Here is a 13,492-nt window from a genome sequence, read left to right as displayed (position 1 = left end):
CAGGAATCTATTTCTACGTAAAAACCATTGTGATTTAATACAGTAACCCTCTAAATTAACACAATCTTACCAAATTTAGGAAATCATCAATTAAAATAAAATTGTAGTTTAGTAAGTTAGAATAGTATTGATGAGCAATTTCGAAACCATAAAAAACAAACTACAGCAATTCATTAAAAAATATTATACTAATGAACTGCTAAAAGGTGCAATTTTATTTTTCGCCATTGGCTTGTTATATCTCATTATTACGCTATTTGTAGAATATGTGTTTTGGCTCAACCCAACAGCAAGAACCATTTTGTTTTGGGTGTTTGTAGCTGTTGAGGTCGCTTTGTTTGTTAAGTTTATTGCCATTCCGTTAGCGCATTTATTCAATCTAAGACAAGGCATTGATTATGAAACCGCTTCAAAATTAATAGGTAATCATTTTCCTGAAGTCAATGATAAATTGTTGAATGTACTTCAGTTGAACCAAAGTCCACAACAATCCGATTTATTATTGGCAAGCATAGAGCAGAAGTCTCAAGAGCTTCAACCCATTCCGTTTAAATCTGCAATCAATTTTAAGACCAATACCAAGTATTTAAAGTATGCAGCTATTCCCGTAGTCATCATTTTGTTGTCTTACATCACAGGAAAAATCGATTGGTTTAGTGATAGTTACGAGCGTGTGGTCAACTATAAAACAGCTTATGAGCCACCAGCGCCTTTTCAATTTTTTGTGTTGAATGAAAACTTCCAAGCTATTGAAGGTAAAGACTTTAAGTTGAAGGTAAAAACCGCAGGAGATGTTATTCCAGAGAATGCTCAGATTCAATTCAATGGTCAATCGTATTATTTGCAACAGGTTGCACCTGGCGAATTTCAATACACGTTCAATCTTCCGAAAAGCAATATAGAATTTAGTTTATCAGCTAACGACGTCAATTCAAAATCGTATGAATTACAGGTTGTAAACACACCAAATTTGGTCAATTTTGAAATGCTGTTAGACTATCCATCGTACACACAAAAGCAAGATGAGGTATTAAAAAGTACAGGTTCTGCTGTTGTTCCGGAAGGGACAAAAGTCACTTGGAAAGCAATGACTAAAGCCACAAATGCGGTTCATATTTATGCTGAAGATACCTTGACGTTTTCAAAAAATGACAATAACAATTTTGAAGCGACCAAGCGATTATTCAGAAATTATAATTACAGCATTTCAACCAGTAATGAGAATTTAAAGGATTACGAAAATCTGGCTTATAATATTTCTGTGGTTAAGGATTTGCATCCAGAGCTCAACATCAAAATGCAAATCGATTCCTTAGACCAGCAAAGTATGTATTTTTATGGTCAGGCGAGCGACGATTTTGGCTTGTCAAAACTGAATTTGGTGTACTATCCAACAGAAGATGAAACTCAGAAAGTTGTAGAGCCGATTATCATTTCAAAATCTAATTTTAGTGAGTTTGTAAGCGCGTTTCCAAACCAATTCAATTTAGAAGAAGGCGTCAGCTACCAATTGTATTTTGAGGTTTATGATAACGACGCTATTCACAATTACAAACGCACAAAAAGTAGTGTGTTTAGCTATCGAAAATTAACTAAGGACGAAGAAGAGCAGAAGCAGTTACAAGAGCAGAATGAAACGATAAAAGATATTGGCAAGACGTTTGAAAAGTTAGAAGAGCAAGACAAAAAGCTTGAAGAATTTTCTAAAACCCAAAAGGAAAAGCAAGAACTTAATTTCAACGATAAAAAGAAATTTGAAGATTTCTTAAAACGTCAAAAACAGCAAGAACAGTTGATGAAAAATTTCAACAAAAAGCTGCAGGATAATTTAGATGAATTTCAAGAAGAAAAGAAAGAAGACCAATTTAAAGAAGACTTAAAAGAACGTCTAAAAGAGAACGAAGAAAAGCTTAAGCAAGATGAAAAGTTGCTTGAAGAACTAGAAAAGCTGAAAGACAAAATCAACAAAGAAGAGTTTACCCAAAAGCTTGAAGAATTAGCTAAACAAAACAAAAATAAAAAACGTAGTATGAAACAACTCTTAGAGTTGACCAAGCGTTTTTATGTGATGAAAAAGGCTGAAAAAATTGCCAATCAGTTAGACGATTTAGCAAAGAAGCAAGAAGAACTTTCTAATAAAGACATAGAAAATACAAAAGAAAAGCAAGACGAATTAAATAAAGAATTTGAAAAGCTTCAAAAAGATATTGATGATTTAAAACAAGAGGACAGACGTTTGCAAAAACCGATGAATGTTCCTGTAGATGAGTTTTTAGAAGATGGTGTAAAGTTTGACCAAAAGGAAGCTAAAGAAGCGCTTGAGAAGAAGGAAGAGAAAGAAAGTGAGGGTAAGCCTAGTGAAGCACAAGAACAGCAGCAAAACGCTCAGGAAAAGCAGAAAAAAGCTGCTAAAAAGATGAAGCAGATGAGTGAGCAGATGATGCAAATGATGTCTGGTGGAGGCGGAGGTGGAGGCGACCAAGCTTCTGAAGACGCTGATGCTTTACGTCAAATTCTTGAGAATCTTTTATTGTTTTCTTTCGACCAAGAAGCGTTGATGAATACTTTTGAGAGTATTGATATCAATAATAACAAATACGGTAAGTACATCATTAACCAAAGTAATTTAAGAGAACACTTTGAGCATATTGATGATAGTTTGTTTGCCTTGTCTTTGCGTCAACCAAAGATTTCTGAGAAGGTAAATGAGCAAATCACGGAAGTGTATTTTAATATAGATAAAGCGCTTGGTCAATTAACTGAAAATCGTTTATATCAAGGAGTGTCTTCACAGCAATATGTCATTACAGCGAGCAATGAATTGGCTAGTTTTTTGAGTGATGTTTTAGATAATATGGAGATGCAAATGAATTCCGCTTCGGGTTCCGGAGGTGGAGGAGGTCAGCAACTTCCGGATATTATTATGAGTCAAGAAGAGCTTAATAAGCAAATGGAAGAAGGAGTAAAAAAGAACGAGCAAGGAAAGCAAGGAGAAGAAGGGCAACAAGGCGAAGGTGAAAAACCAGGACAAGAAGGTAGCGAAGGCAAAGAAGGAGAGGGAAAACAACCTGGAGAACAAGGGCAACAAGGTGAGCAAGGACAGAGTGGTAATCAAGGGCAAAGTGGGCAAAGTGGTGAGAATGGACAGTCTGGAGAACAACAAGGCAAAGGTGGACAGAACGGAAAGAATGGCCAACAGAATGGAGAAGGTAATCAAGAAGGAGGTGAAGGCCAAAACGGAAAAGGCGGCAAGGGTGAAAATGGAAAAGGAGGGAAAAATGGTAAAAACGGAAACGGTTCTAATGGAGATGGTAACGGAGAAGAGCAAAACGATGGTTATGGTGAAGGAGGAAGAGAAGAGCAGAATGAAGAATTATTCAAAATTTACCAGCAACAACAACAATTACGTCAAGCACTAGAAGACCGTTTAACTAAGGAAGGAAAGATTGAATCTGCTGGCGAATTGATAAAGCAAATGGAAGATATAGAGTTGGATTTATTGAACTATGGTTTCACAAATCAAACGCTTCAAAAGATGATGGATGTACAGCATCAATTATTAAAATTAGAAAATGCCACCTTTATGCAAGGTCAGGATACTAAGCGTGAATCTGAAACAAATAAGAAGGATTTCAATACTAATAATCCTAGTCAAATTCCAACGGCAAAACAATACTTTAATACTACTGAAATATTAAATAGACAAGCACTACCTTTGCAGAATCATTTTAAGAAAAAGATTCAAGAATATTTCAAAAGCAATGATTAGTTTTAATTACGAAACCGAATTTAAATTAGAGAATGAAACCAAGATTTCTGAGTGGATTTCAAAAGCTATCAATTCAGAAAATTGTAAAGAAGGAGAACTAAATTACATCTTCTGTTGCGATGATTATTTACATAAAATCAATGTCGATTTTTTAAATCACGATACATTAACAGACATCATCAGCTTTGATTATTCGGTAGGAAAAGAACTACACGGAGATATTTACATTTCAGTAGAGCGTGTAGAAGATAATGCCAAAGATTTTGATGTGTCTTTTGAAGATGAATTGGCACGCGTAATGATTCACGGTATTCTACATTACTGTGGATATAAAGACAAGAGTGAAGAAGATGCTAAGCTGATGCGTTCTAAGGAAGACTACTATTTGAGTACGCGTTCTTAGTCTTGTGTTTTCGATGTATCTTTGCACGTTTAATTTTAATGAAATTCTAATTGTTCCACGTGGAACATTAAAAATATTCAACAATGTTTAATGAAGTTTACGATGTAATTGTAGTTGGCGCAGGTCACGCAGGAAGTGAAGCTGCTGCTGCTGCTGCCAATATGGGAAGTAAGACGTTGTTAATTACAATGAACCTTCAAAATATTGCCCAGATGTCTTGTAATCCTGCTATGGGTGGAATTGCAAAAGGACAAATTGTGCGAGAAATTGATGCGCTTGGTGGTTATAGCGGAATTGTATCTGATACCTCTGCAATTCAATTCAAAATGCTTAACAAATCCAAAGGACCTGCAATGTGGAGTCCTAGAGTCCAATCCGACAGAATGCGTTTTGCTGAAGATTGGAGGTTGTTGTTAGAGCAAACACCGAATCTCGATTTTTATCAAGAAATGGTGTCTGGTTTAATTATAGAAAACCATAAAATAGTTGGTGTAAAAACCTCTCTAGGAATAGAGGTAAAAGCCAAAACAGTTGTACTTACAAATGGTACTTTTTTAAATGGTTTAATTCATATCGGTGACAAAAACTTTGGTGGAGGTAGGGCAGGAGAAAGAGCTGCTACAGGAATCACAGAAGACCTTATTAAACTTGGTTTCGATTCTGGGAGAATGAAAACAGGAACACCACCAAGAGTAGATGGCAGATCATTAGATTATTCTAAAATGATTGAACAACCTGGTGATGAAAATCCAGAGAAGTTTTCATATTTAGATGTTACAAAACCTTTGACTGAACAACGTTCTTGTCATATGACCTACACAAGTCCAGAAGTACACGATTTACTTCGAGAAGGGTTTGATAGGTCGCCAATGTTTAATGGTAGAATTAAAAGTGTTGGACCTCGTTATTGTCCATCAATAGAAGATAAGATTAATCGATTTGCAGATAAGGACAGACATCAATTATTCGTTGAGCCAGAAGGTTGGAATACGGTTGAAGTTTATGTGAATGGCTTCTCAACATCCTTACCAGAAGATGTTCAATTTAATGCTTTGCGTTCAGTAGCTGGTTTTGAAAATGTGAAATTTTTTAGACCTGGTTATGCGATAGAATACGATTATTTTCCGCCTACTCAATTGAAACATACTTTGGAAACGAAGTTAGTTGATGGATTATTTTTTGCTGGTCAGATTAACGGAACAACAGGTTATGAAGAAGCAGCATCTCAAGGATTAATGGCAGGTATAAATGCGAGCTTAAAGGTACAAGAACGCGAGCCATTTACTTTAAAAAGAGATGAAGCTTATATAGGTGTTTTAATTGATGATTTAATTACAAAAGGTACAGAAGAGCCATACAGAATGTTTACGTCTCGAGCAGAATATAGAACGCTTTTAAGACAAGATAATGCAGATTTTAGATTAACACCAAAAGGATACGAACTTGGTTTAGCGTCTGAAAAACGATTAAAACGAATGGAAGAGAAGCAATCTAAAGCTTCAAATTTCGTTCAATTTTTTAAAGAGACTAGTGTAACGCCAGATGAGATAAATCCGATTTTAGAATCAAAAGATTCTGCTAAAGTGAAGCAACAAGACAAGATGTTTAAGTTGTATGCGAGACCAAATATCACGATTGAAGATATGCAAAAAGTAGCTTCTGTTGATGCTTACATTTCTGAGAACAAATTAGATTCTGAGATTATAGAGCAAACCGAAATTCAGGTTAAATATGCTGGTTATATTGAAAAGGAAAAGAACAATGCTGATAAATTAAACCGTCTTGAAAATGTAAAAATTCCATCAAACTTTGATTACTCAAAACTGAAATCTATGAGTATGGAAGCAAGACAAAAGTTAACCGAAATTCAGCCAGTAACCATTTCGCAAGCATCAAGAATTAGTGGAGTATCGCCTAATGATATTTCAGTTTTATTGGTGTATTTAGGTAGGTAACATTCCTGCGAAAGCAGGAATCTCAAAAATCAAAACATATATGTTCCACGTGGAACAACTGGTGGCTTCGAGAGCCTCAGCCACCAAGAATTGGTCATTGAGGCTCTCGAAATGACCGTTGAATGAAAGAACATAAACCAACATATCTAAACGTAAAAGACCATTCCGTTTCTGGAGAAGAATTTCAATTATTGCATAATGAGACATTGGATATGTTAGAAACATTTCCACAACCTCAAGGCGAAAAACTTTCAGAATATTACAAAAGCGAAGATTACATTTCGCACACAGATGCCAAGCGAAATCTGTTTGAAAAAGTGTATCATTTGGTCAGAACGATTTCTTTAAAACGAAAATTGAAACTGATTAATTCATTTCAATCTGAAGAAAAAACACTTTTAGATATTGGATGTGGTACAGGTGATTTTTTAGAAATCGCAAAAAACAATAATTGGAATGTTGTTGGAGTAGAGCCAAACGATCAAGCAAGAGCGATTGCAAATTCTAAAACAAACAATTCGGTTTTCGATATTCAATATTTAGAAACTTTAAAAGAAAACAGTTTTGACGTTATTACACTTTGGCACGTTTTAGAACACTTACCAGATTTAGAAGCGCACGTTAAGCTTTTTAAGCATTTATTAAAACCAAATGGAATTTTGGTAATTGCGGTGCCAAACTTTAAAAGTTACGATGCACAACATTATAAAAACTTTTGGGCTGCTTATGATGTACCAAGACACCTTTGGCATTTTTCAAAAACAGCAATTGAAAAATTGTTTCACGAGGAACAATTAAAATTGGTAAAAATCTTACCAATGAAATTTGATGCTTACTATGTGAGTCTACTTTCAGAAAAATACAAATCTGGTTTTATGAATCCCATTAAAGCTTTTTGGATAGGATGGCGTTCTAATCTCAAAGGAAATCGTACAAAGGAGTATTCTTCCCACATTTATGTCCTAAAATCTAAAAATAATTAGAATTAGGTAAGCTGTGTCTTACATCTCTTGTTGAATAAGGTAATTGGGTTGGTAAAATTATAAAAGCGCTTAAAACGCCTTATTTGAGCTTGTTTTTTATAGATTTTTAAAATAATAGATGTATCTAACGATAAGATTTATTTATACATAAAAAATAATGAAAATCACAGGTTAACTTTTTTACATTTGCAAAAAACAATAATAGATTAATATCATGAAAAAAATAGTTGTTGCTTTAGTAACCTTAGCGATTTTTACATCTTGCCAAAAACAAGATAAAATAGCTTTTGTAGATAATGCAAAAGTTGTAAAGGAGTTTAATAAGAAAAAAGATTTCGAAGCTAAATTTCAAATTAAAATAGACGCTTTTAATAAAAAAGCAGATAGTTTAGATAAAGCAATACAAATGGAGGCTCAAGCTTTTCAAACGAGAGCTCAAAAAATGAATCAATCTAAAGCAGAACAAGAATATCAGGCTTTACGTCAGAAGAAACAAATGCAGGACTACCAATTAGGTAATGAAGAAAAAATGCTTCAAGTAGAAGGACAAAAGGAAATAGATACTTTGGTTAAACAAGTTAAAGCTTTTGTAAAGGATTACGGAAAAAAGAACGGATACACTTTTATTCTTGGTGCTAATGAAGCAGGAAGCGTTATGTACGGAGCAGATGATAAAGACATTACCGAAGATGTTATTAAGGCATTAAATGGTGATACTAAAGAAGAAAGTAAAACAAAAGAGTAATTCTTTACTGTTTTATAAAATTTTAAAGCCAGATGATATAATAAACATCTGGCTTTTTTGTTTAATATTCTTGTTTAAATCTGAATTTTAAAATGAGAATTACTGAGTTTTTAGAGCAACCTTTCGATTATTTTAATGATGCAAAATCCAAATGGATTTACATTATTAGTGCTGTAGTTTTCTCTCATTTCTTTCTTATAATCTTTCAGCCTTATGGCATTTCTGAAGAAATGTCTAATCCCGAAAATCCTACACTTCATAAGTTTTTATTCTTCTTTTCTATTGCTGTTAGTACATTTACCGCTTTATCCTTATCTCAATTTTTTTTTAAGACAAATATTTGATTATCAAAATATTATAAATAAAAAATACATATTTTGGTTGTTGTTTGAAGCTTTAGTATTGCAAATCATAAATTTTGGGATGTCTTTTATTATTCCAGATTTAGGTAATGATTTTGAAGAAGAATTAAACGTTTGGTTTCAGTTAAAAATGTACCCAAAACTCTTAATGATTTTAATTTTTCCTTTTATGGGAAGTGTGGTGTATTTGGCGATTACAAAAATGCAATCAGAGCTACAACAGCGTGATGACGAATTGAGTGCTTTTAAAAAACGATTTAAGAATTCTAATGTGCAAAAACAGGTTGTATTTTATGATGAAAATAACCAACCAGACCTCAAACTCAGCTTAGAAGAGATTTTATACTTAGAATCGAGCAATCAGTATGTTGTAGTGTATTACAATAAGCTAGATCAGGTAAAAAAGCATATTATTAGAAACAGATTAAAAAACATTATTGCGCAAACAGAGGATTTGCCAATAGAACAATGTCATAGATCTTATGCAGTTAATGTTTTTAAAATAAACAACTTAAATAGAGATAATGGCAAGTTGTTTCTTACGATACAAAGTTCAAATTCAAAAATAAAGATTCCTGTTTCAAAGTCTTTTTCAGAGCAAATTAAGCAAGAGTTTAAGGCTTAATTTTAGTCTTGATAAAGATTCAATTCAAACAATTGCATTTTATTTCACTCCGTAGATGTAACAATTCGCACCAAAAGCTCGTCTTCATTAGGTGTTTGGCTAATATTTAAAATTTATTTGCGTTAACAAAAGCATAACCAAAAAATCGATTTTTTAAACCATTCAAATAATAATTTTATCAATCAAAAAAAACAGATCAGTTACTAATGAAACATTTAGGTTTAGTTATTTTCCTGTTTACAAGCTTGTGGTGTCAAGCGCAGGAACAATTTAGTATAAGCGGAACCATTAAAGACATTACAAATGGTGAAACCCTTTTGGGAGCAACCGTTTATTTAAAAGATACCAACTATGGAGCAACTACAAATGAGTACGGTTTCTTTTCACTTACAGCGCCAGAAGGAACCTATACTTTGGTGATTTCTTACGTAGGTTTTAAGTCCGTAACACAAGAAATTACATTAAACAAAGATCAAAAGCTAGATTTTGAACTTGAGGAAACTGCAACATCACTAGACGAAATTGTAATCGTTGCAGAGGAATCTGAAAGAGTCAGTATTAAAAAACCACAAATGAGCGTGGCAAAACTTAATGCTAATACAATTAAAGAAATGCCAGCCGTATTAGGTGAGGTAGATGTTGTAAAATCTATTCAATTATTGCCTGGTGTTACCAATAATGGCGAAGGTTCTGCAGGATTCCATGTACGAGGAGGAGCAGCCGATCAAAATTTGGTGCTTTTAGACGAAGCTATAATTTATAACACATCGCACTTCTTTGGTTTTTTCTCGGTATTTAATGCAGATGCTATAAAGAATATTAAACTTTATAAGGGTGATATTCCGGCAAAATATGGAGGTAGAGTATCTTCAGTGTTAGATGTAAGGCAAAAAGACGGCAATAGCAAGCAGTTTGGGCTCACAGGTGGTGTTGGGTTAATTTCAAGTAGATTGATCGCAGAATCGCCTATTTTTAACGATAAAGGCTCGTTTTTAATAGCAGGTAGAGCGTCTTATGCACATTTGTTTATGCCACTTATAGAAGACGTAAAGGACGATAAAATCTCATTTTACGATCTTAATCTTAAAACCAACTACGAGATTAACGAAAACAACAGGCTGTATTTATCAGGTTATTTTGGAAGAGATATTTTTAACTTATCTAAAATTATAGAAAATAACTACGGTAATGCTACCGGAAACTTACGCTGGAATCACGTTTTTAACGATAAGTTGTTTTCTAATCTATCGTTTATTTACAGCAAGTACGATTATAATATTATTCTAGATTTTATTGAGCTCGACTGGAATGCAGATATTACCAACTTCAACGTAAAGTATGATTTAGGTTATTATGTAAATAATGACATTACACTAGATTTTGGTGTCAGTGGATTAACTTATAATCTTAATCCTGGTGAAGTAAGACCTTCATCTGAAACCTCTCCGATAAACTATCTAAAATTAGACGAAAAACGTGCTTTTGAAGGAGCAGCGTATATAAGTGCAGAGCATCAAATTTCAGATAAATTGGCATTTAATTATGGTTTGCGTTACAGTGCATTTACAAGACTTGGTGGTCAAAATATGACCAATTATGTCAATAACCAACCTGTGGTTTATAACAGTGATTTGGGCATTTACGAACGAGGAGAGGCTGAAAGCGAAACCTATTACAGCAAAGGAGAAAGTATTAAAACATTTGGCAATTTAGAACCAAGATTAGGAGTCTCTTATCAACTCAACGAAGACGCTTCTGTTAAGGCTAGTTATACTAAATCTACACAATATTTGCATCTTCTTTCTAATACAGCTTCGGTAACACCTTTAGATGTGTGGACACCAAGTGGTCAGTACATAAAACCTCAGATATCTAATCAGTTTGCTTTAGGATATTACAAAAACTTTAAAGACAATGCTTATACTTTAGAGCTGGAAACCTACTACAAAACAGTTGATAATCGTATAGATTATATTGATGGTTCTGATTTAATAGGAAATAATAATATTGAAACCGAAATATTAAACGGTGAAGCAAGAGCCTACGGTTTAGAAGTTTTATTACGAAAAAACAAAGGCGATTTTACGGGTTGGCTGGCTTATACACTATCAAAATCAGAACAACGCACTTTTGGAGGAAACGCTGGTGGACCAGGTATTAACAATGGAGATTGGTACAATACACCTTACGATCGTACACACGATATTTCATTAACAGGTTCTTATAAATTGAATGATAAATGGAGGTTTAGTTCTAACTTTATATTTCAAACAGGACGTCCTGTAACTTATCCTAACGGACAATACACTTACGAAGACCTATCTGTAGCAACGTATTCTAGCAGAAATGAAGACCGTTTGTCTGCGTACCATAGATTAGATGTTTCTGCAACGTATTCACCAAACAAAGACAATGATAAACGTTGGAAAGGCGAATGGGTTTTTGGTATTTACAACCTTTATAACAGAAGAAATGCGGCTTCAGTTAGCTTTAACCAAAACAATCAAACAGGATTGAATGAAGCCACACGAATTTCAATTTTTGGAATGATTCCTTCAATAACCTATAATTTTAAATTTTAAGATCATGAAAAATTATATAAAATCACTAATCCTAATGACTTTTGTTGTTTTTGCATCGTGCGAAGATGTTATAGATGTAGATTTAGATAACGCAGAACCACGCTTGGTTATAGAAGCGTCTTTAGATTGGGAGAAAGGCACAGCAGGCAATGAGCAAACCATAAACTTAAGCATGTCTACACCTTATTTTAATACAGGTGAAGATACAAGTGTTAGCGGAGCAATTGTTACAGTTACCAACACAAACTCTGGAGCAATATTCACGTTTAATGATCAAAATGATGGCAGTTATACTGTAGATAATTTTGTGCCTGTTATTGGAGATACGTACCGTTTAGATGTTAGTTATGCAGGCGAAAATTATGAAGCTACAGAAACATTAATGTCAGTTACTGATATTAATAGCATTACGCAAAGTATTGAAGGTGGATTTGATGACGAATTACTAGAAGTTAACGTTTATTTTGACGATCCTGCGGATGAAGAAAATTTCTATCTAATGCGTTATTATGAAGCAGGAGATTTGTTTCCATATTTTGAAGACATTTCAGACGAATTTGTAAACGGAAATGAGGTTCATGATTTCTTTGAAAAGGAAGACGATGAAGATAATAATGAAGCACCTTTTGAACCTGGCGATGTTGTAGATATTAAGCTTTACGGTATTTCCGAACAGTATTATAACTACATGAGATTATTGATAGAGCAATATTATAGTGGAGGCAATCCTTTTTCATCTAACTCAGCACAGATAAGAGGTAATTGTATTAATCCTACCAATCCAGATCAATATGCTTTTGGGTATTTTAGAGCAACTCAGGTTAATGTAACTTCGTATACATTTCAATAAAAAAAAGCCAGGCTTATGCTTGGCTTTTTTTATGTAATAATCTTGTTAGTCTTATAGATAAATCCGTGAGGATAATTTTTGAGTTACCGTTTCGTTCAATATGATAAATGGCATTTTGTAATTCTTCAGAAATCTCAAGAATATTGTTATCATGAACAAATGGAGCAAACTTTTCTAGCTTAAAACTTTCTTCTTTAGGTTCTAAATATACGAGCTCGTTTGCTTTATAGTTGAGCAATAGCGCTTGTCTAAAATAGTTAAGACAAAATGCTAAAAACTTCTTTTGTGTTTCTCTTCCGGTTTTTGCAATTTCTTCACTCCAGGATATCAAATCATGAATAGCACTTTTATTGCCTCTGGCTTTAAATGCTGAACGTACCCAAAGGACAAACCAACGTTCAAATTGTATGTCTTCACTATCTTGATAAATGAGGTCGCAAGCCTTATTAAAATTACCATTGGCTTGGTGTGCAATTTTAATAGCCACAGATTCTTCTACCTGATATTTTGTAACTAAAGCTTCAGAAATTGCTTCTTCGGCTAAAGGAGGAAAGTGTAATATTTGGCAACGCGAACGAATGGTGTTTATAATTTGTTCTTCGTCTTCTGCAATAAGTATAAAAATGGTTTTTTCTGGTGGCTCTTCAATAAGCTTTAGTAGCTTATTGGCACATGCTGTGTTCATTTTTTCTGCCATCCAAATAAGCATCACCTTATAACCGCCTTCATAAGATTTTAAAGACAAAGATTTTACAATTTCAAAAGCTTCATCTACACCAATTTGCCCTTGTTTGTTGTCTACTCCCAATAGTTTGTACCAATCAAATAGGTTTCCGTAAGGTTGTTGCTCTAGTAATTGTCGCCACTCTTCTAGATAATAGTTAGAAACAGGCTTGCTTTTTACTTTATCGCTGGTTGTTACCGGAAAAGCAAAATGAAGATCTGGATGCGAAAAGTTTTTAAACTTTAAATTACAAGAGTCGTTTCCACCTGTATTTTCGCCATTTGTATTGCTACACAATAAGTATTGCGCATAGGCTAAAGCCATTGGTAAAGTACCAGAACCTTCTGGACCAACAAAAAGTTGAGCATGGGCAATTCTACCAGCATCTACACTTGTGGTAAGGTGGTTTTTAATATGTGTCTGTCCTAAAACTTCAGAAAAAAGCATAGCGCAAAACTAGGTATAATTTTAACTTCTTTAAAAAATATCTTGTA

10 protein-coding genes are annotated in these 13,492 nt (G+C 33.8%); 9 read left to right on the top strand and 1 reads right to left on the bottom strand.

Annotation, left to right across the window (positions count from 1 at the left end; genetic code table 11):
• Positions 1-130: 130 nt before the first annotated feature.
• The 9 genes from P7122_RS05045 to P7122_RS05005 all read left to right on the top strand — a co-directional run bounded on the left by P7122_RS05045 (position 131) and on the right by P7122_RS05005 (position 12,274).
• Positions 131-3,769 (top strand): succinate dehydrogenase/fumarate reductase transmembrane subunit, encoded by a 3,639-nt coding sequence (locus P7122_RS05045; protein WP_278004689.1) that lies wholly within the window; start codon positions 131-133, stop codon positions 3,767-3,769.
• Positions 3,762-4,172 (top strand): rRNA maturation RNase YbeY, encoded by a 411-nt coding sequence (gene ybeY / locus P7122_RS05040; RefSeq protein ID WP_278004688.1) that lies wholly within the window; start codon positions 3,762-3,764, stop codon positions 4,170-4,172. Before P7122_RS05045 ends, ybeY begins: the two co-directional genes overlap by 8 nt.
• Positions 4,173-4,255: 83 nt before the next feature.
• The gene (gene mnmG, locus P7122_RS05035; RefSeq protein WP_278004687.1) at positions 4,256-6,127 is read left to right on the top strand and encodes a tRNA uridine-5-carboxymethylaminomethyl(34) synthesis enzyme MnmG; all 1,872 of its coding nucleotides are present in this window, start codon (positions 4,256-4,258) and stop codon (positions 6,125-6,127) included.
• A gap of 122 nt (positions 6,128-6,249) precedes the next feature.
• On the top strand, positions 6,250-7,110 hold the full coding sequence (locus tag P7122_RS05030) for a class I SAM-dependent methyltransferase (RefSeq protein ID WP_278004686.1): 861 nt from the start codon (positions 6,250-6,252) through the stop codon (positions 7,108-7,110).
• A gap of 214 nt (positions 7,111-7,324) precedes the next feature.
• The gene (locus P7122_RS05025; protein ID WP_278004685.1) at positions 7,325-7,855 is read left to right on the top strand and encodes an OmpH/Skp family outer membrane protein; all 531 of its coding nucleotides are present in this window, start codon (positions 7,325-7,327) and stop codon (positions 7,853-7,855) included.
• 92 nt (positions 7,856-7,947) lie between these two features.
• Complete coding sequence (locus tag P7122_RS05020; RefSeq protein ID WP_278004684.1) at positions 7,948-8,199, top strand: hypothetical protein; 252 nt, start codon at positions 7,948-7,950, stop codon at positions 8,197-8,199.
• 79 nt (positions 8,200-8,278) lie between these two features.
• On the top strand, positions 8,279-8,842 hold the full coding sequence (locus tag P7122_RS05015; RefSeq protein WP_278004683.1) for a LytTR family DNA-binding domain-containing protein: 564 nt from the start codon (positions 8,279-8,281) through the stop codon (positions 8,840-8,842).
• A gap of 206 nt (positions 8,843-9,048) precedes the next feature.
• Complete coding sequence (locus P7122_RS05010; RefSeq protein ID WP_278004682.1) at positions 9,049-11,424, top strand: TonB-dependent receptor; 2,376 nt, start codon at positions 9,049-9,051, stop codon at positions 11,422-11,424.
• Positions 11,425-11,428: 4 nt separating this feature from the next.
• Positions 11,429-12,274, top strand: a complete 846-nt coding sequence (locus tag P7122_RS05005) for a DUF4249 domain-containing protein (protein ID WP_278004681.1) — start codon at positions 11,429-11,431, stop codon at positions 12,272-12,274.
• Between the two features lie 13 nt (positions 12,275-12,287).
• Here the strand turns inward: P7122_RS05005 and P7122_RS05000 are convergent, their stop codons facing one another.
• Positions 12,288-13,445 (bottom strand): DNA polymerase III subunit, encoded by a 1,158-nt coding sequence (locus P7122_RS05000; RefSeq protein WP_278004680.1) that lies wholly within the window; start codon positions 13,443-13,445, stop codon positions 12,288-12,290.
• Between the last annotated feature and the right edge of the window lie 47 nt (positions 13,446-13,492).

The organism is Winogradskyella marincola (assembly GCF_029624125.1).
GTDB classification, from domain to species: Bacteria; Bacteroidota; Bacteroidia; order Flavobacteriales; family Flavobacteriaceae; genus Winogradskyella; species Winogradskyella marincola.
The sequence above is the reverse complement of the archived record's forward strand: the minus strand, read 5'-3'. Positions and strand labels throughout refer to the sequence as shown.

Excerpts from the sequence above, each read along its gene's own strand:
- P7122_RS05045 (WP_278004689.1), top strand. The coding sequence starts at position 131 with ATGAGCAATTTCGAAACCATAAAAAACAAACTACAGCAATTCATTAAA.
- ybeY (WP_278004688.1), top strand. The coding sequence starts at position 3,762 with ATGATTAGTTTTAATTACGAAACCGAATTTAAATTAGAGAATGAAACC.
- mnmG (WP_278004687.1), top strand. The coding sequence starts at position 4,256 with ATGTTTAATGAAGTTTACGATGTAATTGTAGTTGGCGCAGGTCACGCA.
- P7122_RS05030 (WP_278004686.1), top strand. The coding sequence starts at position 6,250 with ATGAAAGAACATAAACCAACATATCTAAACGTAAAAGACCATTCCGTT.
- P7122_RS05025 (WP_278004685.1), top strand. The coding sequence starts at position 7,325 with ATGAAAAAAATAGTTGTTGCTTTAGTAACCTTAGCGATTTTTACATCT.
- P7122_RS05020 (WP_278004684.1), top strand. The coding sequence starts at position 7,948 with ATGAGAATTACTGAGTTTTTAGAGCAACCTTTCGATTATTTTAATGAT.
- P7122_RS05015 (WP_278004683.1), top strand. The coding sequence starts at position 8,279 with ATGTCTTTTATTATTCCAGATTTAGGTAATGATTTTGAAGAAGAATTA.
- P7122_RS05010 (WP_278004682.1), top strand. The coding sequence starts at position 9,049 with ATGAAACATTTAGGTTTAGTTATTTTCCTGTTTACAAGCTTGTGGTGT.
- P7122_RS05005 (WP_278004681.1), top strand. The coding sequence starts at position 11,429 with ATGAAAAATTATATAAAATCACTAATCCTAATGACTTTTGTTGTTTTT.
- P7122_RS05000 (WP_278004680.1), bottom strand. The coding sequence starts at position 13,445 with ATGCTTTTTTCTGAAGTTTTAGGACAGACACATATTAAAAACCACCTT.